The sequence below is a fragment of the Streptomyces sp. NPDC042002 genome (assembly GCF_055588305.1).
Window position 1 is genome coordinate 57,069 of sequence record NZ_JBVJCT010000037.1, and the last position, 23,388, is coordinate 80,456.

General features: G+C 68.8%; 23 protein-coding genes. 15 read left to right on the top strand and 8 right to left on the bottom strand.

Translation table 11 applies throughout. From position 1 onward, the window contains the following. The first annotated feature begins 38 nt into the window (after nt 1–38). From ACZ6KY_RS34630 to ACZ6KY_RS34645, 4 genes are all read left to right on the top strand, one after another. The gene (locus ACZ6KY_RS34630) at nt 39–1,430 is read left to right on the top strand and encodes an MFS transporter (protein ID WP_469314213.1); all 1,392 of its coding nucleotides are present in this window, start codon (nt 39–41) and stop codon (nt 1,428–1,430) included. 108 nt (nt 1,431–1,538) lie between these two features. Further along, nucleotides 1,539–3,224 (top strand): tannase/feruloyl esterase family alpha/beta hydrolase, encoded by a 1,686-nt coding sequence (locus ACZ6KY_RS34635; protein ID WP_469314214.1) that lies wholly within the window; start codon nt 1,539–1,541, stop codon nt 3,222–3,224. Nucleotides 3,225–3,472: 248 nt separating this feature from the next. Beyond that, nucleotides 3,473–4,003, top strand: a complete 531-nt coding sequence (locus ACZ6KY_RS34640) for a hypothetical protein (protein ID WP_469314215.1) — start codon at nt 3,473–3,475, stop codon at nt 4,001–4,003. 335 nt (nt 4,004–4,338) lie between these two features. Next, a complete protein-coding gene (locus ACZ6KY_RS34645) occupies nt 4,339–5,208 on the top strand; it encodes an SDR family oxidoreductase (protein WP_469314216.1) in 870 nt (289 codons plus the stop codon). 464 nt (nt 5,209–5,672) lie between these two features. On the opposite strand, the gene ACZ6KY_RS34650 is transcribed toward ACZ6KY_RS34645, so the two are convergent. Both ACZ6KY_RS34650 and ACZ6KY_RS34655 read right to left on the bottom strand, forming a co-directional pair. Beyond that, nucleotides 5,673–6,464, bottom strand: coding sequence for a maleylpyruvate isomerase family mycothiol-dependent enzyme (locus ACZ6KY_RS34650; protein ID WP_469314217.1), 792 nt, complete (start codon nt 6,462–6,464; stop codon nt 5,673–5,675). 47 nt (nt 6,465–6,511) lie between these two features. Further along, the gene (locus ACZ6KY_RS34655; protein ID WP_469314218.1) at nt 6,512–8,020 is read right to left on the bottom strand and encodes an MFS transporter; all 1,509 of its coding nucleotides are present in this window, start codon (nt 8,018–8,020) and stop codon (nt 6,512–6,514) included. Between the two features lie 167 nt (nt 8,021–8,187). On the opposite strand from ACZ6KY_RS34655, the gene ACZ6KY_RS34660 reads away from it, so the two are divergent. Beyond that, nucleotides 8,188–8,589: a MarR family winged helix-turn-helix transcriptional regulator gene (locus tag ACZ6KY_RS34660; protein WP_469314236.1), complete on the top strand. Its 402-nt coding sequence runs from the start codon at nt 8,188–8,190 to the stop codon at nt 8,587–8,589. 200 nt (nt 8,590–8,789) lie between these two features. Then, entirely contained in the window at nt 8,790–9,026 is a 237-nt protein-coding gene (locus ACZ6KY_RS34665; RefSeq protein ID WP_469314219.1) for a hypothetical protein, read from the top strand. A 687-nt stretch (nt 9,027–9,713) separates the two neighbouring features. Here ACZ6KY_RS34665 and ACZ6KY_RS34670 read toward each other — a convergent pair. Further along, the gene (locus ACZ6KY_RS34670) at nt 9,714–10,226 is read right to left on the bottom strand and encodes a hypothetical protein (protein ID WP_469314220.1); all 513 of its coding nucleotides are present in this window, start codon (nt 10,224–10,226) and stop codon (nt 9,714–9,716) included. A gap of 166 nt (nt 10,227–10,392) precedes the next feature. Continuing rightward, nucleotides 10,393–11,043: a DUF4232 domain-containing protein gene (locus tag ACZ6KY_RS34675; protein ID WP_469314221.1), complete on the bottom strand. Its 651-nt coding sequence runs from the start codon at nt 11,041–11,043 to the stop codon at nt 10,393–10,395. A gap of 246 nt (nt 11,044–11,289) precedes the next feature. Between ACZ6KY_RS34675 and ACZ6KY_RS34680 the strand changes: the two genes are divergently transcribed. Together ACZ6KY_RS34680 and ACZ6KY_RS34685 are read left to right on the top strand one after the other, a co-directional pair. Continuing rightward, complete coding sequence (locus ACZ6KY_RS34680) at nt 11,290–11,649, top strand: hypothetical protein (protein ID WP_469314222.1); 360 nt, start codon at nt 11,290–11,292, stop codon at nt 11,647–11,649. Between the two features lie 147 nt (nt 11,650–11,796). After that, nucleotides 11,797–12,579: a hypothetical protein gene (locus ACZ6KY_RS34685; RefSeq protein ID WP_469314223.1), complete on the top strand. Its 783-nt coding sequence runs from the start codon at nt 11,797–11,799 to the stop codon at nt 12,577–12,579. A 94-nt stretch (nt 12,580–12,673) separates the two neighbouring features. Here ACZ6KY_RS34685 and tcmP read toward each other — a convergent pair whose 3' ends face one another. Further along, on the bottom strand, nt 12,674–13,198 hold the full coding sequence (tcmP, locus tag ACZ6KY_RS34690) for a three-Cys-motif partner protein TcmP (RefSeq protein WP_469314224.1): 525 nt from the start codon (nt 13,196–13,198) through the stop codon (nt 12,674–12,676). Nucleotides 13,199–13,654: 456 nt separating this feature from the next. On the opposite strand from tcmP, the gene ACZ6KY_RS34695 reads away from it, so the two are divergent. From ACZ6KY_RS34695 to ACZ6KY_RS34710, 4 genes are read left to right on the top strand one after another with little or no spacing between them, the layout of a single operon-like run. Next, the gene (locus ACZ6KY_RS34695) at nt 13,655–13,954 is read left to right on the top strand and encodes a hypothetical protein (RefSeq protein ID WP_469314225.1); all 300 of its coding nucleotides are present in this window, start codon (nt 13,655–13,657) and stop codon (nt 13,952–13,954) included. Between the two features lie 41 nt (nt 13,955–13,995). Continuing rightward, the gene (locus tag ACZ6KY_RS34700; protein ID WP_469314226.1) at nt 13,996–14,538 is read left to right on the top strand and encodes a PadR family transcriptional regulator; all 543 of its coding nucleotides are present in this window, start codon (nt 13,996–13,998) and stop codon (nt 14,536–14,538) included. Further along, the gene (locus ACZ6KY_RS34705) at nt 14,535–15,314 is read left to right on the top strand and encodes an ABC transporter ATP-binding protein (RefSeq protein WP_469314227.1); all 780 of its coding nucleotides are present in this window, start codon (nt 14,535–14,537) and stop codon (nt 15,312–15,314) included. Before ACZ6KY_RS34700 ends, ACZ6KY_RS34705 begins: the two co-directional genes overlap by 4 nt. Before the next feature lie 2 nt (nt 15,315–15,316). Then, nucleotides 15,317–17,092 (top strand): ABC transporter permease, encoded by a 1,776-nt coding sequence (locus ACZ6KY_RS34710; RefSeq protein ID WP_469314228.1) that lies wholly within the window; start codon nt 15,317–15,319, stop codon nt 17,090–17,092. A 215-nt stretch (nt 17,093–17,307) separates the two neighbouring features. Here ACZ6KY_RS34710 and ACZ6KY_RS34715 read toward each other — a convergent pair whose 3' ends face one another. Both ACZ6KY_RS34715 and ACZ6KY_RS34720 read right to left on the bottom strand, forming a co-directional pair. Continuing rightward, nucleotides 17,308–18,426, bottom strand: a complete 1,119-nt coding sequence (locus ACZ6KY_RS34715) for a fatty acid desaturase family protein (protein ID WP_469314229.1) — start codon at nt 18,424–18,426, stop codon at nt 17,308–17,310. Nucleotides 18,427–18,433: 7 nt separating this feature from the next. Beyond that, entirely contained in the window at nt 18,434–19,489 is a 1,056-nt protein-coding gene (locus ACZ6KY_RS34720; protein ID WP_469314230.1) for a ferredoxin reductase, read from the bottom strand. A gap of 88 nt (nt 19,490–19,577) precedes the next feature. On the opposite strand from ACZ6KY_RS34720, the gene ACZ6KY_RS34725 reads away from it, so the two are divergent. Then, on the top strand, nt 19,578–20,717 hold the full coding sequence (locus tag ACZ6KY_RS34725) for a PucR family transcriptional regulator (protein WP_469314231.1): 1,140 nt from the start codon (nt 19,578–19,580) through the stop codon (nt 20,715–20,717). Between the two features lie 598 nt (nt 20,718–21,315). Further along, nucleotides 21,316–21,492: a hypothetical protein gene (locus tag ACZ6KY_RS34730; protein WP_469314232.1), complete on the top strand. Its 177-nt coding sequence runs from the start codon at nt 21,316–21,318 to the stop codon at nt 21,490–21,492. On the opposite strand, the gene ACZ6KY_RS34735 is transcribed toward ACZ6KY_RS34730, so the two are convergent. Further along, a complete protein-coding gene (locus ACZ6KY_RS34735; RefSeq protein ID WP_469314233.1) occupies nt 21,485–22,330 on the bottom strand; it encodes a S66 peptidase family protein in 846 nt (281 codons plus the stop codon). The genes ACZ6KY_RS34730 and ACZ6KY_RS34735 overlap by 8 nt on opposite strands. A 111-nt stretch (nt 22,331–22,441) precedes the next feature. On the opposite strand from ACZ6KY_RS34735, the gene ACZ6KY_RS34740 reads away from it, so the two are divergent. Beyond that, nucleotides 22,442–23,250 (top strand): IS5 family transposase gene (locus tag ACZ6KY_RS34740; protein ID WP_469314234.1). Its coding sequence is split into 2 segments (ribosomal slippage): nt 22,442–22,781 and nt 22,781–23,250, totalling 810 coding nucleotides; the frame shifts between segments, so codons are not numbered across the junction. Nucleotides 23,251–23,388 lie beyond the last annotated feature (138 nt).

Below are 23,388 nucleotides of genomic sequence, written 5' to 3' on the forward strand. Positions count from 1 at the left end.
GCCATCACCTGCCTGCGCTATGGACGAAGGCGGCATCTATGGCAACTCCGCTCGCTCAGCCCGAAGGACAGTCCGGCAGCCGTATCGGCACCGACCCGTCCCCGACCCGGCATCGATCCTCCCGCAGACTCATGGCCGCGGGGCTCGTCGCAAGTTCGCTCGAGTGGTACGACTTCTTCCTCTACGGCACCGCAGCGGCCCTGGTGTTCCCTCATGTGTTCTTTCCGCACGCCTCCGCTCTGACAGGAACCCTCCTGGCCTTCAGCACGTTCTGGGCGGGCTTCGTGGCGCGTCCCATCGGCGGGGTGATCGCCGGACATCTCGGTGACACCTACGGACGCAAACCGGTCGTCATCACCTGCCTGGCGCTCATGGGCGCCGCGACCTTCCTGATCGGCTGCCTTCCCAGCGCATCGACGGTCGGCGGGCTGGCCCCGACGCTGCTGGTCGTACTGCGCTTCGTGCAGGGGCTCGCGGCCGGCGGCCAGTGGGGCGGCATCATGCTCCTGCTCACCGAGTCCGCCAGCCCCAAACGGCGCGGCTTCGCCGGAACCTTCGGCCAGACCAGCGTTCCCGTCGCCGTGATCGTCTCGAACCTGATCTTCGTGGCGGCCAGCGGCCTGATGCCGGACGACGCCTTCCTCAGCTGGGGCTGGCGCATTCCCTTCCTGGTCAGCGTCGTGATGTTCGTGGTGGTTCTCTACATCCAGGCCAAGGTGGAGGACACACCGGAGTTCCAGGAACTGCAGCGGAAGGTGTCGAGGTCGGAGAGCACTGGGGCCCGGGCTCCGCTGGCACAGGTTGTGCGCGACAAGTGGAGAACCATCCTTCTCGGCTGCGGTCTCCTCTCGGCCACCAACAGTCTTTTCTACGTCAGCATCTCCGGACTTCTCAGCTATGGCACCCACTCGCTCGGCCTCCAGCGAAACCCCCTGCTCGCCGTCGTGTTGACCAGCTCCGTGGCGATGCTCGTGATCCTTCCCTGGTCCGGCCACATGTCGGACAAGGTGGGCCGCCGGCCGCTGATCCTGGTCGGTGGCCTGGGCGTCGCCGTGTGGGCCTTCCCGTACTTCCGGCTCGTCGGCACCGCTTCGCTGCCACTGATCTTCGTCGCGGTGACCGTGGGATTCGTATTCCAATGCCTGACCTACGGCCCCATCGCGAGCTTCCTCGGCGAACTCTTCCCGCCCGGCGTCCGCTACTCGGGCGCGTCACTGGCCTACCAGCTCTCCGCGATCACCGTCAGCGGGGGCACGCCGTTCCTCATGACAGCACTCATCGCAAAGACCGGAAGCACCATGCCGGTTGCGGCCTACATCATGGTCATGGGGCTGATCACCACCGCCGGTGCGTGGTTCCTGCCCGAGACGAACCCCGCCGAGGTCCGTGACGATCCGCACGCCGTCCCGGGCACGCATCTCTACCGCTGACGCCGTGAAGGAGTCCCGAGTTCCACGAAGCCCGAGGCCAGGACGAAGGCGAGGAGCGGTGGAAGCAACGGAGCGCCCTGCCCACGAGAACCGGAAAGAGAGGCCAGCATGAACAGAACGCCGGCAAGCACCGCAAGGATCCGCCGGCTCACCGTGCCGACGGTCATGGTTCTGCTGGCGGGCGCGCTCCGTGTCCTGGTAGCCGGACCCGCGGCCGCGGCCACCTCGTCCGAGGCCGGACACGCGACGACCGTGCCGCAGTGCGCCGAACTGGGCCGGATGCGGATCCCGGCATCGGGCATGAGCCTCCCGACAACCGGCGGCCGCGTTGAGTCGGTCTCGGTCATGACCAGCCTCGTCAGCGGCGTGACGATCACGTACTGCCAGGTCGACGCCGACATCTTTCCCGTCGATCCGTCAGCGCCCCATGTCAAGATGCGCGTCGACCTGCCGTACGACTGGAATCGCAAGGCCATGATGTTCGGTGGCGGCGGCTACGACGGCACGATTCCCGATCTGGCGGAGAACGTGCCGTTCGGCCCCGCCGACCAGCCGGTGCCCCTGGCCCGGCGCTACGCGACCTTCGCCAGTGACTCGGGCCACCAGCAGAACCCGGCAGCCCCGCCGTCACTGGACGGGTCGTTCGGCGTCAACGACGAGGCCCTGAACAACTTCGCCGCCGGTGACGCACTCAAGAAGACGCGCGACGCGAGCCTGTTCCTCATCCGGCACGCCTACGGGACGAAGCCTGCCGAGGTCTACTTCTCGGGAGGCTCGACAGGCGGTCGCGAAGGGCTGGTCGTCGCGCAACGCTGGCCGGAGGCGTTCGACGGAGTGATCTCCGCCTTTCCCGCCTGGAACAATCTCAGCGAGGGCCTGGAACTCGGGTACCTGGCGCAGGTCCTGTCCCGCCCGGGTGCTTTTCCCGGACCGGCGAAGCAGACGCTCCTCCACGACAGCGTCATCAACGCGTGTGACGGTCTGGACGGTATCGAGGACGGCGTCGTCTCCAACCCGTCCGGCTGTCACTTCGATCCTCACACGCTGCGCTGCACCGGAGGTACCGATGCCGGTCCGGACTGTCTGTCGGATCCTCAGATCAGTGCCGTCCTGGCCATGGCCACCCCGTTCAGGTGGCCGTACCGGATCGCCAGCGGCGAGACCGGATACCCGGGCTTCCCGTTTCTCTCGGGGGCGGACATGCGGACCCCGTTCCTCGGATTCGGCACCACCGCGCCGGCCGATCCGATGCCGGTGACCAGTGGCTACGGGTTGCAGTACTGGGAGCAGTGGGTCAAGTACTTCCTGACCCGGGACCCCCATCACAGCTCTCTCGACGTGGATCCCCGGCATCCCGGTAAGTGGCTCGACCGGATCAGCTACTTGTCCACGGTCGAGGACCGCAACAACGCTGATCTCCGTCCGTTCGCCCGCTCCGGCGGCAAGCTGCTCATGCTCCATGGCGCTGCGGACGAGCTGGTCTCCGCCAGATCGACGAGCGACTACTACGAGCGGGTGCGCGACACGCTGGGGCCTCAGTCGACCCGCGCCTTCATGCGGTACTACGTCGTGCCCGGTGCGAACCACGCGAACTTCGGTACGCCTTCGTTCGCAGCCAGTTGGGACTCGCTCTCCGCGCTCGAACGCTGGGCCGAAGATGGACAGGCGCCCACGCATCCGATCGTGGCCGACGCGCTCCACAACCGCACCCGCCCATTGTGCGAGTACCCGGACTGGCCCGGGTATCGCGACGGTGATCCGGACAGTGCCTCCAGCTTCTCCTGCGCACGCTGACGGATCCCGCGACAGACCGGCCGGGCCGGCCACGATGGGGGCCGCTCGGCCCGGTTGCGCAATTCGTTGCGCAATCGGCCATGAACGTCCGCCGGCCGACCCGGCACCGACGCCCGCGCTCCCGGCCTGCCGCAAGCGGATGTCGACCCGGATGAGCCGGCGGACCGTCTCCAGCGCGACGACCATGATCGTGGAAGGAGATCATCGGCCACTCCCCGCTCGCCGGATTCGGTGGGTACGGTGCGCACATGTCCGCCTTCCTTCAGCAACTCCCCGCGCTCGTGGGCGTCGTGATCGGCGCCCTGGGTTCGTATCTGGCCCTCGTCCGCAGCGACCGCGAACGCTACAAACGGGATCGGGCGGACCGCTGGGAAGAACGGCGCCTCGCCGTGTACTCCGAGTACGCGCGGTCGCTGAAGAAGTCGGTGACCCTCACCTACCGTGTCGCCGCGCACATAGGCAACGACCCGCACCCGCACCCCTTGCCCCTGGCCGAGGCAGAACCATTCCTGGCCCGGGCCACCGACGACCGGGATCCTGCCGGAGAGGCCCTGATCATGCTGGGCAGCCGCGAAGTGGTGGACCGAGCCCGGGAATGGGTGACGGTGGTGATGGAGATGGAACGCTTCCAGCGCGCGGGCACCCGCGATCCACAGGCATGGCAAGCGCTCCTGGAACGCCAACGCACCGGCCGCGAAGGCTACTACGCGGCCGTACGCGAGGATCTCCGACTACCTCCAGGACACCCCGGACGGTGGCTGACATCGCCGGAAGCGTGAGGCCCGGACAATCTGCCATCGCGCCCGCGTCTGGCTCGCGGCCGCCGTGATCGCCTCCGCCGGTCCGCGCAGCACGCCGGCCGCCTCATGGATAGGCGTGACCAGCAAGGCCGTCTTGTTCGGGGTCGTCCGGTACGACGTCGACCCGACGGCACGCATCCGTACGTGACTACGCCACCGATGGCGCACCGTCGAGTAGCAGGTCGCGTCGCACGCCGCAGTCGAGCTGTAGCGTCTCGTACCGGATCGCGTCACCCTTCACGGACCGGGCGACGCCCACCCGCCACGGCCGCCGAGGCGGAATCGGCGCCCGCGCCCGCTCGAGGAGGAGAACGTTGGCTTTGACCGATGCCACCTACGCGATCACCGGGACCTCCGGCCGGCTGGGCGGCCGTATCGCCCGCAGGCTGGCCGCCACCGGCATCACGCAGACCCTCCTGGCCCGCACCCTGTCCCGCGCTCCACGGCTGCCCGGTGCGATCGCGGTACCTGGCGCCTACGACGACCACGAAGCCCTCGTACGCGGCCTGCGCGCCACCGACCGCGTCCTGATGGTCTCGGCCGCGGAGTCCCCCAACCGGCTCCGGGACCACCGCACCTTCGTCGACGCCGCAACTCAGGCCGGTGTCGCGCATCTGGTCTACATCTCCTTCTACGGGGCAGCCCCCGATGCGACCTTCACCCTGGCCCGGGACCACTGGCACACCGAACAGCACATCCGCGCCGCCGGAATCCCCTTCACCTTCCTGCGCGACAACCTCTATGCCGACTTCATGCCCGCCCTCGTAGGTGCCGACGGCGCCATCCGCGGGCCGGCCGGTGACGGCAGAGCGGCCCTCGTCGCCCAGGACGACATCGCCGACGCCGCGGTGGCGGTACTGCGGGACCCGCATCCGCACGCCGGCCGCGCATACGAGCTGACGGGACCGGAAGCACTCACCCTCACCGACGTGGCCCGGGCCCTGACCGCAGTCAGCGGCCGACCGGTCTCCTACACCCCCGAGACGACCGAGGAGGCGTACGCTTCCCGCGCGGCCTACGGGGCGCCCGACTGGCAGCTCGACGCGTGGGTGTCCACCTATCTGGCGATCGCCGACGGATCCCTGGCCACTGTGTCAAGCGCCATCGAGGACCTCACCGAGCACCGGGCGACATCGCTGGTCGAGGTCCTGCGAGCCGCGGCCGACGGGCCCACTTCGTCTTGACGACCGTAGAAGACCGAATTTCAGCGCGGGATCACCGCGGACGATGCCACCCTCAACCGCCGGATCACCGAACGGGAACAGCGGGTCCTTGATCTGCGCGGCGAACTCGCCGAACGCGACGAGGACCTGGTCGCCGCCAACCGCGAGCTCATGACGCAAATCAACGCTCCGAGCGCACGCTGACGCCACCGACCCCGACGGTGACCACGTTCGTTGGAACCACATGGCTCTGACCGCGATTCGTTGGTCATCCTGCCGTGAGGCAGCCCCGCTTCGCACCGGGACTCCCTCGGAAGCGGGGCCAGGATGGCTCGGACGACGGGGTACGCGCCGCGTTCCTCGTCTGCCCGGCGATCGGCGAGATGATCACCGAGGAGAGCCTGAGGGCGGTCGAGTGCCCTCAGGCTCTCCTCGACTACGGCCTGTCTGCGCGACCTTCTTCAGTCAGGACGAAGAACGGCCTTTCAGAATGCGGAGTTGGCGAACCAGTGGGCCAGCAGCTCCTCGTCGCCTTCGTGAGTGAAGGCCTCAGAGGCGTGGGGCAGGCGGCCGTAGACGAGCAGGAGCAGGTCGGCCGCAGTTCCCCGGACCGTCGCGTCGGCGGTGTCCGCGGTGGGGCGGGTCGTGTCGAGTCCGAAGCTGTTGGGCCGCAGACGGACAAGCCAACCTTCGGCGCCGTCGATCGTGTGGAAGCCGATGGTCTTGTCGGGGCCGCGTAGGTTGGCCACCTTGGGGGCGAAGAAGGCGGCGAGAGGCAGATTGACGAGGAATTCGTCGATCCCGTCGACCGCGACCGCTCGGTCGATCGCGGGTTCGAGGCCGAGTGCGAGTTCGGCGTCGGTCCGGTGCAGCAGGGTCTCGAAGAGCATCCGGCGTGCCCAGAAGCGCGCGTGTTGGTCGGGGCCCCATGCCCACATCGGCAGGTCCGGGTCGGTGGCCGCGAAGGTGTCCGCCGCGACGGTCGCACTCTCGTCCAGCCAAGCGGCGTATCCGTCTTCTTGGTCCGGGAGCCGCAGGTCCACTTCACGTGTGCGCGGGGGCTCCTGGATGCGCGCCCGCAGGAGTGCCGAGAACCAGCGCTGGACGCTGCCGGTGTGCTTGACCAGGTCGGCCAGCGTCCAGCCGGGGCATGTGGGTACTGGTGTGGCCAGGTCGGCGTTCTTGACCGTGGCGACGAACCGGGCGGTCTCCGCCGCGACCGCCGTGGGGTGGTTGACCGGGGCGTGGCCGTGGCCTGGATTGTCGGAGGTCGTCATGGATGAGCTGCCTTTCGGAGTAGGTGCGGGGACGCCGCTGCGGGTGATCACACGAGCTCGGCGCTGGCTTCAGCTTCGCCGAGCGGCGTCGTCCCGGAGCCCGTGACCTTCCTCGGCGCTGTCGTACGAGGCGCGTGTGCCGCCTGGAGTCCGAACAGGGCAACGACCACCACCAGCAGGAACGCCAATCCCGCGATCACGAAGCTCAACGTGAACTGACCCTCTTGCGGCAGGGCCGGCATCCCCTGCGGCAGCGGAATGGTTTTGGACGCCAGCAGAGAGGTGATCACCGCGCTCGCGATGGCGCTGCCGACCGAGCGGGAGATGGAGTTGATGCCGTTGGCGATGCCGGTCTGGTGGGCCGGGACGCTGGCAACGATGAGCGCGGGCATGGAGGCGTAACCGAAACTGATCGCCAGACCGATGGCCATGCCCGCGCCGATCACCGAGGCAGGCGTGTCGTGCGCGGCACTCAGCCAGGTGAAGCCGAGCACACCGAAGCAGGCACCGGCGGCCAGCGTGCCACGCGCGCCGAGCCGGCGCACCAGAACACCGCCGAGCTGGGCGCCTACGAGGGAGACGAGGGTGGTCGGCAGCAGGTACACGACGGAGGCTCGGAGCACGGAGGCACCGAAGCCGTAACCGGCAACGTCCTCGGGCATCTGGACGAGGTAGGAGACGCCGATGAACTGGGCGAACATCGCGAAGCCCAGCAGCAGGCCGGCCAGGTTGGTGAAGAGAACGGGACGGTGGGCGAACATCTTCATGTCCACCATCGGTTCCTTGACCCGGCGCTCGATCATGACCCACGCGACTGCCATCACGACCGCGCCGGCGAAGGCGCCGAGCGTGCGACCGGACGTCCATCCCCATGCGTGCCCCTGCGAGACAGGCACCAGAAGCAGCACCAGCAGCACTGCCAGATTGACAGCGCCCAGCCAGTCCGTCCGCCCTCCGGTCTTCGTGCGGGAGGCGGGGACCGCGAACAGCACACCTGCCAGCGCTACCACCGCGAGCACCACGGCGAGCCAGAAGACCCGGTGGTAGTCGGGGTCAAGGCCCCGGGTCAGCAGCCCCGCACCGACCAGCGCGAGCCCGCTGCCGAACGCGAGTGTGCCACTGACCAGGGCCATCGCGCCGTGCAGCTTCTCCGCCCTGATCTCCTCGCGCAGGATGGAGAGGGCGAGCGGAAAGATCGCGGTCGCCGCTCCCTGCATCACCCTGCCGACGATCAGCCAGGTCAGCGAGGTCGTGGTGGCGGCGAGCACCGAGCCCGCGATCATCACAAGCAGTACGCCCACGAGGGTCGGCTTCTTGCCGTGCTGGTCGCCGAATCGCCCGAGCAGCGGGGTGAAGACGGCGGCCGACAGGAGCGTTGCCGTGGTCACCCAGCTGACGTTGGCCGTCGTGGTGTTGAGGTCGTTCTCGATGATCCCCAGGATCGGGACGACCAGGGTCTGCATCATCGAGACGACCATGGCGGCAAGCCCGAGCACCAGGACGACCGCGGTGTCGCCTGCGGGTCGTCGGGTGGCCGTGTGCTGTTGGTGGGACACGGAGAGTCTTTCCTGTCTTGAGGGCCGACGGAACTACTTGAGAACGTCGATGCTTGATGACTTCAAGCAATGACGCGACCGTAGCCATCAATATTTGAGATCGTCAAGTTTCCTGGCGTAGGGTGACGAGTGTGACCGGTACTCCCCGCAGCGACACAGCCCAGCTCATGGAACTGCTTTCGGTTTCCCTGGCTGTCTACTACGGCGACTTCACGGTCGCCGCCGCGAGCGAGAACCTCACCGCCAGCCAGGGCAAGACACTCAACGTGCTGCGCCGCGGGCCCGCCTCCATGAGCGCGCTGGCCACCACGCTGACCTGCGACGCCTCCAACATGACCGGGATCATCGACCGGCTGGAGAAGCGCGACTTGGTACGCCGCGAGCCGAGACCGTCCGATCGCCGTGTCAAGGACGTCGTCCTGACCGCGGAGGGGGAGCGGGTCATCGACGTGATCCGCGGGAAGATGCACACCACGCAAGCGGGCCTGAACAGGCTCGACGAGCAGGAACGGGACACTCTGTACGTCCTGCTGGAGCGCGCCTTCGCCTCCCAGGACGCTGCCGCCTGAGCCAGTCCCCGCGTCTGCGGGGACAGCTCCTCTTGCTCGAGGATGCGCGAGCAGGTGACAGCACGGAAAGACAACAGCTTCTCGGCTTGGTCTTCACGGTCTGATCCGCCTGAAGGCGTGGGACAAGGCCAATCCGATCCCTGAGTAGGGTTGTCGGCCATTCCCATGGCCATAGCCAAGGGAATGGGGCGGCGGCCCGGGTGGATCTGGACAGCGGTGTGGAGGGCGTGACGATGCTCAGGCCGCAGCAGTCGGCCTTCGGCGTACGCCGGCGCTGCTGTGGGAAGCGGCTCCTCGCGCCCACTGAGGATCGCGGTCAGGGTGTTCTCGTCGGACGCCCGGCGAGCGGACCGTTCGCCGATCCGGCGCAGTGCTCGAACGGCGACCGCGTCGGCCGTGTCGTGGAGGACGACTGGTGGCGGACCGGGACACGGTAGGGCCGCGCGGACGTGTTCGGCTACGAACTCGTGGTGGTACAGCCAAGGACGACGGTCCATACATCGTTCGGGGTGAACTTCACCGCGGCGGCGACGGCGAGTTGGACGGCAGCCGCGTCCGCGCATTCGATCGCGTCGGAGGGTGAGCGTACGGACCCGACCCCGGCCACAAGACGGGCTCCGGGGTCAACAACGCCAAGGACCCGGTGGAGACGAAGCTGCACACCGCGGTCCGCAAGGGAAAGGTCACCCTCTCCGCCGCGCAGAAGGCGATCGTCACCGACTGGACCACCGCCCTCAGTCGACTCGGTCTCGGCTGAGGCACGGTGCCAGGGGGCTGTACGGTCCGGAGCGAGCTGAGCGGGTCCGCGCCGAATTCGCCTCGTTCTGGGCGTCGTGCCCAGCGAGAAGGCCGAAGCGAAGGCCGCGCGGCCTGCTGGAGCGTATGGGCGGCCGCCAGGACCCGGCGGCCGCGTAGCGGGGCCGATCGCGGTCGTCCCGACCACATGGCTGCCATCGCCCTCCACGATTCCAATGTCGTGACCGGGGCCGTCGTCGAGGTGCCCGCGAAGGAGCAGCGCCAGTAGCCGTCTGTGGAGGCGGCGACCGTCGTTCTCGGCGTGCACGGACTTGACAGTGTTGTAGGTGCTCGTCCCCGCTTTGCGAAACTGCAGCTTGACCAGCTGGTCAGCGTATCCGTGGTACGCGAGTTCGTCGTCCCACCAAGCACGCGAAAGCTTCCCAGCGACCGTGATCGTCCTGCCTTTCCTCACCGGCTCCGGGGACGCGTTCACGGTCGGCTTCGACGCCCGCAGCACACGCAGGGCCGGATCGGGAGTCAGCGTCGTGTACGAACTCGTGCCGGGCGTATGCCTGGGCATAGACGTGCCAGGTTCCGGCGTCGGAATTCTTGATCAGGGTCGGACCGCCGTTGATGAGGAGGCTGCACTTCCAGGTGTGACCGCTCACTCGTGAGCAGGACGCCTGGTTCTTGGTCACGTCGAGGACGGCGTCGAAGTCGTCGTTGTTCATGTCGGTGCCGCCGTGGAACAACGTCACCGAGCCGTTGGTGATGGCGGCTGGGTCGCTCGCGGTGACCGTGGCGGTGATCAGTTTGGTGGAGGTGCCGATCACCACATCCTTTCCGCCATTGACGGTGACATCGAGGACGACCGGCGGCGCGCCGTCCGCACTGGTCAAGGACCAGGCGGCCCGTCTGGACCCGGCCGGGCCGTCCTCGGACCGCCGGGAGCCCCCGCATGGCGCCGCAGCAGGCACGGCGCGAGACGGGCCGTCCCCTGCGGGGCGCGCGGAGGACCGGCCTGAAAGTGTTGCGGTCGGAGCCGGGGCCGGCCGGTGCGGGCCGTCAGCCGCCGACGGGGCCGGTGTAGGAGCCCGGGTGCGTGGCACCGTCCTGGAGCAGCAGACTGCCACCGGGCCAGGGCAGGGTGGTCGAGGTGGTCTCGTTCGGCGGGGTGATGACGACCGAGGTGGCCTTGAACTCGGTGCCGCTGCCCTGGGTCCACGGCAGGAAGGTAATGGTGAACGTCGTGCTGCCGCCGGCGGTCAGGGTGACCTTCTTGGGCGTCACACTGCTGCGGGTCAGCGACCAACTGCCGCTGGAGGACTTCAGGTCGACCCCGGGGAAGCCCTGGATGGTGCACGCGGTGGACGTCTTGTTCTTGAGCACCACGGCCAGCTGCTGCTGGTCGTCCGAGCTGCTGATCTTGCCGTCGCCGGAGCCGAACGAGAAGCCCAGCCCGGCGGTGTGGCAGCGGCCGGCACCGGTGCTGCTGGTGTCCGTACCGCCGGCGCCCGTACTGCTGCCCGTGTCCTTGGTGGCACCCGCGTTCTCGGCCGGGGTGCCGCTGGATGCGGTGGTCGCGGGCGAGGCGACGGGTGCGGACGACTGACTGTCCGAGGCGCTGCTGCCGCCGCTGTCGCTCCCGCAGGCGGTGAGTGTCAGGGCCAGCGCGGACGTTGCGGCGAGTGCGGCGGCGGCGTGGAACGGTCGCATGGTGATTCTTCCCTGTTGCTTGGACGGGCGCCGGTGGGCTCCGTGTTGATCATTATTGTGTGAGGGGAGTCTCGACAGCCATGTAACGGAAATGTCCTGGCCTCGCAGCAGCCTTCCAAGAAGGCTTTCAGGGCACTCGTCGACGGATCCGGATCCGTCGCCATCCCGTCCTGTCCACGGCGTAGTTCGGCCCGCCCGGCGCGCATGCTGCAACGTCGCGCGGGTCCCGGGGCCGCACACGTCTGTGTGGCCAGCACAGGAAAGCGCCCGGCTTGCGGACCAGGCGCCCTGCGATGGCTGGCCGCTGGCGGCATCCTCGCCGCCGTGGTGTTCACCGCCCGCCACAACCGCACGACCGACCCGGACCGGCTCGCGGGCGCCCTGTGGGGCAAGCCCAAGACCGACGCGACCGGCGCCCCAGTCCTGGACCGATCGGGCAAGCCGCGCCGAACGCCCGGCGCCTACCAGCGGATGCTCACCGACCCGGCGTTCTGCGGACGGCCCGAGGCGGTCTTCTGGCGGGAGCGCAGGGACGGCTCATACCGGATCATCCGTGAAGCCATCGGGGCTCCGCCCGGAAGCCGAGCCAGGGCGATGCGGTGGTGATCAAATCGTTGCCGTCCCGCCTACAACCGCGAACAGCCCTTCCCCGTCCCACAGTTGGCCGCTGAGGATGATCCTCTGGCCGGTGCGCCCGCACGTCCGGTTCAGGCTGCGGGGGAAAGGACGGGCTCGAAGATGAGGAAGACAAGGATGGGCAGGACGATGTGGAGCGCGGTGGTGGCCGGTGGAGCGGCGGTCGTGTTCACAGGGGTGGCGGCGGTGCCGGCCGGGGCGGCGGAGGGCGGGGTCTCCTTCACCCGGGTGGCGGTGAACGGCGGGAAGCCGATCGTCGTCGGGGTCAAGGAGGAGGTCGAAGTGCCGGCGTCCTTCCGGATGACGACCAGGCTCAGATACGACTTCGGGCCGACGGTGTTTCCCTACCGGGGGAAGCTCGACACGGGGGACAGGCTGTACAGCTCCGTCATCACCAGCGACTGCGAGGTCGTGGACAAGGCGAACGGAGTCTGCGACTTCAAGGAGTGGCTGTACATCGACCCGCGGTGGAACTCTGACTTCGGGAACGAGGACGCCGGCACCTGGAAAACCGCCGCTCGGGTCTTTCTCGCCGGTGACGCCTACGACACTGACGACGAGAACCTCCCGTTGCAGGTCAAGCGGGCTACACGCGTCACCGTCAACGCCTCGCCGGAGCCGGTCGCGGCAGGGAAGACGATCACCGTGACCGGGCAGGTCACACGGGCGAACTGGGACACCCACACATACCAGGGGTACGCGGGCCGCACGGTGAGCCTGCAGTTCAAGGCCGCGGGCGCCTCCTCGTACACGACGGTCAAGAAGGCGACCTCGAGTAGCACGGGGGCACTCAGGACCACGGTGAAGGCCACCGGGCCGGGGACATGGCGGTGGACGTACTACGGGAACTCCACCTCCGGGGCGAAGTCGTCGACCGGCGACTACGTCGCCCTGCGGTAGACGACGCGCGCGGACCGCATCCCCTCACAGAAGCGTCATGGCGATGTGCGCCGCGCGGAACCCTTCAGGCCGGCTTCGTTGTGGGTGGCCAGGATCAGGTGGTAGCGGGCGCTCTGGTTGCTGATCTTGACGCCGAAGCTGCCGTGAACAGGTTCTGTTCCTTGAGCCCTTGCTGGTAGGCGACGGCGAAGGCTTCTTCCTTGCGGGCACGCCGCTCGGTCGTCGCCGCCTGCCAGTGGTCCCCGCCGCAGTAGGGGGTCATCGTCTGGTCGAAGCCCTCGCGCTGACTGATGTTCAGCTGTGGCGAGCGGGGCAGTTTGGCGAACTGCCGCTGGAGCTCCTCCACCCGGTCGGGCCGCTCTTCGAGACAGACCAGGTCGAGCCGGCCGAAGTTCCGGTACGCGGTGTGCTCGAGGAACGTCTTGGCGACCACGGTGGGGGAGCCGGGTGGGCCGTCGGTGTAGATGCCTGGGCCTGCGAAGGCGTCCATGATGGTGGCCTCGGGGAACTTCTGGAGGATCTCGCCCATCCAGCACTGCGGGTAGTGCCGGTAGACGAGGTGCTTGACCTGCGTGTGCGGATCGCTCTTCCAGACAGTCCGCTCCCGCAGTCCGTCCACTCGCCGCGTGGTCCCCTCCCCCTGACACCACAACGACCGGACACCCAGCGTCACCGCTATGGGACTTGTTGTCTATAACATCAACTCGGCCATCGTCATCAAGCACGGCCGGCCCACCCGGCACACGGCTTGCCGGTCGGTGATTCATGAAACTCCCGGCAAGCTGGGCCAGACCAGCGGCGCTGCGGAGCAGCCGGGTTCGGATGCTCGGGGTGTACGTGCGGGTACGCAGCAGGAAGATCGCCTCTGCGACACCTGGTCGCCGCCCGCGGTCGGCGAAAGAGTGTGCAGCGTCGTAGCGTCAGCGGACGGCGGCTGAGTGAGCTCGGGCTTGGTGAGCCAGCTCAACCACCCTGGGATCGCGACGCCAGGAGCCATGGCACGGACGACCCCGGATACGTAGTCGTTGGCGCGGGCGGACCATACGCGGCTGAGCACGGACACGGCCTGCGCCCCGTGCTCGAGCGCCTGGTCCAGGTCGCCCTTCTGAAGGTGGGTCGTGACCGGCACGGTCATCCGCAGACCGACGGACCGGGTGAAGTCGCCGGAAGGCATGGCGGCAGCGCGGCTGTTCCAGCGCGGTGCGGCGGTCGGCTGGTGCAGATCGCGGTGGATTTCCACGGCGTCGGCGGCGACAGGACCGACTACTCCGCCAAGCGCCAGGTCCAGGGCCAGCCTCTGCCCGGCGTCCGCGGCCGCCCCGGCCGGCGGACCGGCAACTCGGTGCGTTCGGAGGGTGGTTTGACGTCTCAATGAATAACCGTTATCTATTGGCTGTTCGTAGAGGAGGGTGGTTCGTGCAGGACGTGGTGCTGGCGTTGCTGGTGAAGGAGCCGTCGCACGGGTACGACCTGCGCAGTCGCTTGGCGGCGGCGCTGGGGCCGTTGGGGGAGACGCTGAACGCGGGTCAGATCTATGTGACGCTCACCCGGCTCGAAAAGGCCGGGCTGGTCGTCCTTGAGCGTGAGGACGTACCGGTGCGGGGCCCGCGGCGCAAGGTGTACGCGCTGACCGCGACCGGGCAGGAGCGGGTGGCCGCGTGGATGGCCGAGGGCGCCGGGGTCAGAGCAGATGTGACGGAGTTCCACCTGAAGCTGGTGGCCGCCGCCGAATCGGGTCTGGCCGATCCGCTCGCGCTCGTGGACGCGCGGCGGCGGGAGCTGATGAACGGCCTCGCCGAGACGCAGCGCGCTGCCCTCACCCACGACACGGACTCGCAGGCCGGGCTGCTTCTTGAGGGCATCGCACTCCGGCTTCAGGCCGATCTGCGCTGGTTGGAGGCATGCAGGCGGACGTGGTCCGCCCGTGCCGCACGTGAGGAAGGTGGAGGAATCGGATGACGAGAGACGTGTGGGACCGTGAACCCGGTGATGCTCGTGTGCCGGCGCTTCGGGCGGTCGGCCTGTCGCGGGTATACGGGGCGGACGAAAGCCTGGTGTCGGCCGTCGACGGCGTCGACCTCGACGTTCCCGCCGGGCAGACGCTCGCCGTGACCGGGCCCAGCGGCTGCGGCAAGTCGACTCTGCTACAGCTCTTCGGCGGTCTTGACCGGCCCACCGGCGGAGAGGTGTGGCTCGGCGGGCAGCGCATCGACCACCTGGGCGAACGGGCGCTGGCCAAACTGCGGCGCCGCGCGGTGGGGTTCGTCTTCCAGGCGTACCACCTGATGCACGAACTGACCGCGGCACAGAACATCGAGTTGCCCGCGCTGCTCGCCGGCGCCTCACCGCGCAGCGCCCGCGTCCGTGCCGCCGAACTCCTCCGCCAGGTCGGGCTCACCGAACGCGCCCGGCACCTGCCCTCCGAGCTCTCCGGCGGCCAACGGCAGCGGATCGCCATAGCCCGCGCCCTGGTCAATAAGCCGCTGGTCGTCCTGGCGGACGAGCCCACCGGAAACCTCGACAGCGCCGCGACCCTCGACATCCTCCGGCTCTTCGACGAGCTGAGCGCCGCCGGCCAGACCCTGGTCATGGTCACCCATGACGAGCGGGTCGCCGCCACGGCGGACCGCGTCGTCTCCCTGCGCGACGGGACGCTGGCCGACGACACCAGCCTGCACGGCCACCGCAACGGCGGCGACACAGGGCTGGGCGCCCTGCTGAGCTGGGAGGACTGACGGTGGGACACCTGTTGCTGATGTGGCGTCTGATCCTGCACGACATACGCCGCCGTCCCGGCGAGGCCCTCATGTTCCTGCTCGCCGTCACCATCGCCACGGCCAGCTTGACCCTCGGACTGGCGACCGACAACGCCGTGGACGCCGGGTACCTGAAGACCCGCGCGGCCACCGCCGGCCCCGACATCACGGCGATCACGACGGCCACGGACCCGTCCGGCCTGGCCGAACGCCTCGCGGACACGCCCGGTGTGGCCGCGCAGGCCGACCCGGTCCACGCGTTCGACACCACCATCCGGGCGCACGGCCAGAGCGCGCACACCTCGATCGAGGGGCGCGACAACTCACCGTCCGCCGTGGACCAGCCGCTGGTGACCTCCGGCACCTGGGTGCATACTGGCGGCGCGGTGATCGAACACGGCTTCGCACAGGCACTCGGCGTGCACGTCGGCGACCACGTCACCATCAACGGGCGCACCTACCCGGTCGTCGGGACCGCGATCAGCGCGGCGACCCCGGTGTATCCGTGGAGCGACTGGGCCCAAGGGCCCGGACCGTCCGACAAGGGCGGCAGGATCTGGCTCACCGCCGCCGACGCCCGCGCGGCAGTCGGCGACGCCCCCAGTGTCTACCTGATCCATCTGAAACTGACCGACCCCACCGCACCCCTCCGATGGCTCGACGGCGCGTTCTCCCGCGACCGCCAGGACGACCCCTGGGTCAACACCCGCACCTGGCAGGACGTCGTCGAGATGGACGCGAACATGATCAAGCAGACTCAGCCTGCCCTGGTCATCGGCGGCTGGCTGCTCGCCGTCGCCGCGATCGTCACCCTCGCCGCGCTCGCCACCGCACGCGCCACACGCGACAACCACCGTGCCGGACTGCTCAAGGCCGTCGGCGCCGGCCCCGGCACCGTCACCGCCGTACTGCTGGCGCAGTACCTGATGCTCACCGTCCTGGCCACCGCGCTGGGACTGACTGCCGGGACTCTGGCCGCCCCCCACCTGGTCGATCCCAGCGCCGGGCTGCTCGACACCGTCAGCCCTCCGGACTCCGGCACCGTCTTCGCAGCGGTCTTCCTCGCCGTCCTGGTCGCCTTGACCGGTGCGCTCGGCCCCGCCGCGCGCACCGTCCGCACCAGCACCGTCCACACCCTGGCCGATCCGGCGCACCTGCTCACGCACCACCCGCGTCTCAACGCGATGACGGCGTATCTGCCCACGTCGCTGCTGCTCGGCATCCGGCTGCTCGCCCGCAGGCCCGGCCGCGCCGTCCTGGCCTCCGCCGGAACCGCCGCCACCACCGTCATGGTCACCGCGATGCTCACCTTCCACGCCGATCTCGACACGGTCCACGCCTCCGATCGGTTCGGCCCCGGCGAAATGCGGACCGACCAGACCGGCCAGGTACTGCTCGCCGTCACCGTCGCGCTGGTGGCACTGTCCACGCTCAACACCGTGCTCCTCGGCTGGAGCACCGCGGTGCAGGCCCGGCGCGCCCTGTCCATCGCCCGTACCCTCGGTGCCACCCCCGGCCAGGTCGTCGCGGCACTCTGTGTCGCACAACTCCTGCCTGCCGTGCCCGGAGTGGCTGCGGGTATGCCGGTCGGGCTCGGCCTGTACTGGCTCTTCGGCACACAGGTCACACCCCCGGGACCGTGGCTGCTCACTGCCGCGCTCGCCGTCCTGCTGGCCATCGCGATGTTGACCGTGCTCCCCGCATGGGCCCACACCCGCAAACCCGCAGGGCCAGTCCTCAACGCCGAAACCGCATGACGGGTCCCTTGGAGCTTCGCCCAAGGCCGGGTAGTTGACTACCCGGCCTTGGGCGAAGCCCCGGATGAGCTGCACCCCGTTTCGTGGAGTCCCCGGCCTGCCCCGGATCCCGTGTCGTACGGTCTGACGTCGCGGTCGCCCACCGTCCGCAATGGATCTCACCGAACCCGGCGGTGCCGCCGGTACGGCCGAGAGAACTGAACCGATACCGGGAATCAGGCGGCGACGAGCTCCTGCTCGCGGTCCGGCGTTTTGACCTTGGGCTTCTTGTTCGGCAGCGAGAGCCGGAAGACCTTGTGCCACGCGGAGAACACCTGCTTGGGCAGCGGGCCGGTGACGTACTCCAGCTCGTACTTCTCGAACAGCGCGCGCACCTTCACCGCGACCTCGGCGTACCGGTTGCTCGGCAGGTCCGGGAACAGGTGGTGCTCGATCTGGTGCGACAGGTTGCCGGTCATGAAGTGCATGGCCTTGCTGCCGCTGATGTTCGCCGAGCCCATCATCTGGCGCAGGTACCACTGGCCGCGCGTCTCGCCCCTGATCGACCGGCGCTCGAATACCTGTACGCCCTCGGGGAAGTGCCCGCACATGATCACCGAGTGGGTCCAGATGTTGCGGACCAGGTTCGCGGTGAACGTGGCGGCGAGCGTGGGGAGGAACGACGGGCCCGACAGCAGCGGGTGGATCACGTAGTCCTTGAGCACCTGCTTGCGGATCTTGCGGCCCACGGCCCTGGCCCGCGCGCGGAACTCCGGGTTCTTGCGGCGGCGCTTGTTCAGGTTCTTGCCGAGCTCCAGGTCGTACGCTGCGATGCCGTACTCGAAGAAGCAGGCGTTGATGAAGTTCCAGAGCGGCTGGCCGATGTGGAACGGGTGCCACTTCTGGTCCTCGTCGACGCGCATGATGCCGTAGCCGAGGTCGTTGTCCTTGCCGATCACGTTGGTGTACGTGTGGTGCAGCTCGTTGTGCGAGTGCTTCCACTGCTCGGACGGCGAGACGTGATCCCACTCCCAGGTGGTGGAGTGGATCTTCGGGTCCCGCATCCAGTCCCACTGGCCGTGCAGGATGTTGTGGCCGATCTCCATGTTGTCCATGATCTTCGCCACGGACAGCCCGGCGGTGCCGAGCAGCCACGCGGGCGGGAAGATCGAGAACAGCAGCACGCCCCTGCTGACCAGCTCGAGCTTGCGCTGCGCCGAGATGACCTTACGGATGTAGGCGGCGTCTTCCTCGCCTCGGCCGGCGATCACCTCGTCGCGGATCGCGTCCAGCTCGCGGCCCAGCTCCTCGATCTGCTCCGCGGTCAGGTGGGCGGTGGGGTCGATGGCGGTCAAGGTGCTCCTACCGGTCGATGTCGCAGGGGCCCGCCGCGGCGGACACGCAGGTCTGGATGAGGACGCCCGGCTCGGCCTCGGTGATCTCGCCGGTGCGCAGGTCGCGGACGGCACCCGCCTTGAGCGGCGTGACGCAGCCGAAGCAGATGCCCATGCGGCACCCGGAGGGCATGAGCACGCCGGCCGCCTCGCCGATGTCCAGCAACGGCGTGGCGCCGTCGGCGTCGACGGTCTTGCCGGTGGCGCTGAACGTGACCTCGCCGCCTTCGCCCGCGACGACGATGCTGGGGCGGAAGCGTTCGGTGTGCAGGCGTTCTTGGACGCCGTGCTCGCTCCAGTGCTTTTCGGCGGCGTCGAGCAGGCCCGCGGGCCCGCAGGCCCAGGTCTCGCGCTCGGCCCAGTCGGGCACGAGTTCGTCGAGACGGGTGATGTCGAGCATGCCGTCCGTGTCGGTGTGCACCTCGGTGAGCCGCAGCTTCTTGTCCGCGACCAGGTCGTGCAGTTCGTCGCGGAAGATCACGTCTTGTGGCTGTGGCGCGCAGTGGACCATGACGACGTCGTCGAACTCGGTGTCGCGCAGCATGCCCATCACGGGCGTGATGCCGCTGCCGGCCGTCAGGTAGAGCACCTTGGCGGGCTTGGCCTGCGGCAGTACGAAGTCACCGGTCGGCTGGTCGAGCTGGATCAGCGTGCCCGGTTTCGCCCTGCGGACCAGGTGGTTGCTGACCTTGCCGTCCGGGATCGCCTTCACGGTGATCGTGACGCGGCCGTCCTGGCGGTCTGTCGGCGAGGTGATGGAGTAGGCACGCCACAGGCGCACGCCGTCGACGTCGACCCCGATCCGTACGTACTGACCGGCTGTGTGGCCACGCCAGCCCCGTCCCGGCCTGATCACGACAGTCGCGGCGTCACCCGTCTCGGGGTGCACGGCCTCGATGCGCCCACGCAGGTCAGCGCCCGCACGCAGCGGGCTGACCAGGTCGAGGTAGTCCGACGGCAGCAGCGGCGTCGTGACCATCTCCAGCAGTTTCCACGCCCTGCTGCGGAGGGCTGCACTCGTCATGACTCCAGCTTGCTGTGCCTCAAGGCGTAAAGTCCTGACCGCAGGACGTAAATCTGGTCGGCAGAATTGTTCGCAGGGAACAAAAAACGTGAGCCATGCAATCCGCAGAGCCAGCGAACTGGCCCTGGACGAGACGACGGTCACCGTGCTTCGGGCGGCGCTGAAGACCACCGCCGACGAGGTCGTCCAGGCGATCATCGACGAGGTCCCTTCCTATGCCAACGCCCTTTCGGGCAGCATGGGCGGCACCATCCGCCGAGCCGTCCGCACCGCCCTGGGGCACTACCTGGACCTCGCGAGCGGGAACGCCACAGGCGTCGACGCCGGTGACGCGGCCTACGAGCTGGGCCGCGGCGAGGTGCGCGACGGCCGTTCGATGGACGCCCTGCTCAGCGCCTACCGCGTCGGCGCCCGCGTGGCCTGGCGATGCCTGGCAGCGGGTGCCGTACCCGCAGGTCTGCCCGCCGCCGAGGTCGCCAAGTTCGCCGAGCTGACCTTCGCCTACATCGATGAGCTCTCCGCCGCGAGCGCCGCGGGCCACGCCGACGAGCTGGCCGCCCAGGGCAGGGCCCAGGAGCGCCACCTGGAACACCTGGCCCGCGACCTGCTCGCCGGCGCGAGCCCGGACGTGCTGCTGGCCTCTGTTCAACGGGCCGAGTGGCAGCCTCCGGTTTCACTGACCGCGGTCCTGCTGCCCGCCGCCCAGGCCCGGCCTGCCTACCGCGCGCTCGACCCGAGCACCCTCGTCCTCGACGATCTGCCGGATGCCACCGGTGTGCTGCTCGTCCCCGATGCCGACCGATCACGTCTCTTGCGGCAGCTGACCGACCGCACCGCCGTGGTCGGCCCGGCCCGGCCATGGATGCGTGCGTCCGCCTCGTACGCACGGGCCGTACGCGCGCGCTCCCTCTCCTCCGATATTCGCGACACCGAGGACCACCTGCCCGAGCTGGTGTTGAGCGCTGACGTGGACGCGTTCGCAGACCTGCGTGCCCGAGCCCTCGCACCGTTGCGGACCTTGCCTGTCGCGACCGCAGGGCGGCTGGAGGAGACGTTGCGGGAGTGGCTGTTGCACCAGGGCCGGCGGGACGAGGTGGCGGCGGCGTTGTTCGTCCATCCCCAGACAGTCCGGTACCGGATGTCGCAGCTGCGGGAGCTGTTTCCGGATCTCGCATCGCCACACCGGGTCCTTGAACTGACGCTGGCGGTCGGTCTTCGGGTCAGCTGACGCGTACGTCGACCGTCCACGACCGCGTCCGCGAGCGGTCCAGGAATCGGGCCTCGCTCTCGGTGCCATCAGCTGGCTCGTGCGGCCCGGGGAAGAGCGGTATGAGCCGGCTGAGACCGGGGGTTGATGTTGAAGACCAGACAAGGCCTCGTGAAGCCCGTCGGGGGCGCTGTCTCTGAGAAGCGCGGTGGCGGATTCCTCGCGAGCGGGTCCTGGTCGACGCCCTTGCCTCGCTTCCTGCCGACGACCGCGACCGGTTGCTCCGCAAGGAGGCCGCGTTGATCGGCTATCTCGACCGTCGAGGTCTCAGTCAGCAATGAGCCGAACACCGCGCTGAGCCGGCCCCGGGGGAACCGGAGTGGCCGAGCGAAAAGCCGTCGAAGATCTCCTGAGTCGCCTATCAGTACGACAAGCGGGTCTTGGTGAAAAGACGTCAAGAGTGTCCTGAGACCTCACAACGCCACGCCAGAGTGTTCCTCTCCTGGCCGATCTCGCCCGACCTCGGCGCCGACCTGCTCGGCCAACGAGACGACTCCGACGCCTTGCGGTACTGGACCGAGGCCGCCGAGGCAGCGGGCTGGATATCAGGAACGCCACGATGGATGACGAGCCGCTGTCGGACTGGGCCGAGTGCCGCGACGTGAAGATCACCGGAGCGCGGTTCGGCCCGGCCCGGTCCGTCGGCCAGGGGGCGGGAGGGCTGGACGCGGTCGATGAGGTCTGCGCTCAGGCGCGGCGTTCCCACCGGGGTGGTCCTTCCTGCTCGCTCAGGTGAGTACGGGATTCAGGAACGTGAGTACGCCCGCGTCGGCGTCGAGCCTGGCCCGGGTTCCGATGGGGAACGTCTGCTGGGGCACGCCGTGACCGATGTCCGCGCCGACAAGGACCGGGATTTCGAGGTCGCCGAGGCGGTCGTGCAGGAGTTCCTCGACGCGCTCGCGTGTACCGCAGTCGGTGAAGGTGCCGCAGACGATGCCGGCCGCGCCGTCGAAGTATCCGGCGCGGCGCAGTTGGGTGAGGAACCGGTCGAGCCGGAAGGTCTCCTCGTCCACGTCCTCCAGCAGGACGATGCCGCCGCGTGCGGGCAGCGAGGTGTCGCTGCCCAAGGAGCAGGCGAGCAGGGTGACCGTGCCGCCCAAGGTGACGCCCTCCGCGGTGCCGCCGACCAGGGGGCGGGAGTCGGGGAAGCGCAGTTCCTTGACGGACGACGGGTCGGTGAGCAGTGCGGCGAGCCCGTCGAAGTCGGCTCGGCCCGGGTGGAAACCGCGGATGGCGGGCATCGGCCCGAACAGCCCCGTCCAGCCCAGCTTCACGGCCACCGCCTCCAGCAGCGCCGTGACGTCGGAGAATCCGATGACGGTGCGCGGGGTGGGCGTGCCGATGGCGTCCCAGTCGACCAGTTCCAGGGTGCGCTGGGCGCCGTAGCCGCCGTTCGCGCAGAAGACGGCCGTGAACGCCGGGTCGGTGAGGGCGGCTGTCAGGTCGCGGGCGCGCAGCGCGTCGTCTCCGGCGAGGTATTCGCCGGTCGCCCGCGCGGAGGCGAACACCTCGGGCCGGAGGCCGAGTCCGCGCAGCGACTCCAGGCCGGTCTCCAGGTTCCCAATTCCAAGCAAGGACAACCCAAGTGCCGGTCAGCTGCCGGGTCAGACCTCAAACTGATCGTTTCAGAATGAATTTTGTTGTGAGGCTTGGCAGTTGGGTGGTGTGTCGGCAGGATCTGTTGGGTGCCTGCTGATCTTGTGCCTGATGACCTGTGGGAACGTGTGGCCCCGCTGTTGCCGCCTCGTGCGCCCAGACGGCATCGGTATCCCGGGCGGTTGCCTGCGGATGACCGGGCTGCACTGCGTGGCATCGTCTATGTGCTGTGCAAGAGCGTGAGCTGGCGGGACGTTCCCGCGGAACAGGTCGGCTGCAGCGGGGTGACGGCCTGGCGGCGTCTGCGGGACTGGACCGAAGCGGGGGTCTGGTCGCAGCTGCACGAGGTGCTGCTGGCCGAGCCGCGGGCCGCGGGCCCGCTGGACATGGACGACGCGGCGATCGACGGCTCGCACGTCCGGGCGCTGAAAGGGGGGCTCACACCGGACCTTCGCCGGTCGACCGGGCCCGGCCCGGCAGCAAGCACCACTTGATCGTCGACAGGTACGGCACTCCCTTGGCCGTCTCGCTGACCAGCGGGAATCGTCACGACGTCACTCAGCTGATGCCCTTGCTGGACGCGATACCCCGCATCCGCGGGGTGCGCGGGCGGCCACGTCACCGGCCGGGCCGGCTGTTCGCCGACCGCGGCTACGGCTACGAAAAGTACCGCCGTCTGCTCCGGACCCGCGGCATCACACCGAAGATCGCCCGGAAAGGGACCGCCCACGGATCCGGACTCGGCAAGACCCGCTGGGTCGTCGAGCGAACCTTCGCCTGGCTCCACCAGTTCAAACGACTCCGGATCCGCTACGAGATACGAGCCGACCTCCACCTCGCACTGCTCCAACTCGCCTGCAGCATCATCTGTTTGAGACGACTCCGAACCTCATTTTGAAACCATCAGTAAGGGCGTGCAGATCTTTAACTCGTGGCTTTTTGTTCGTTGGTCCGGCATGAGCGAGTTGGAAGAGCAACGGGCTGTGTTGGCAGCCAAGTTCGAGGCAATACTGCCGCACCTCGACGAGCGGCAGCG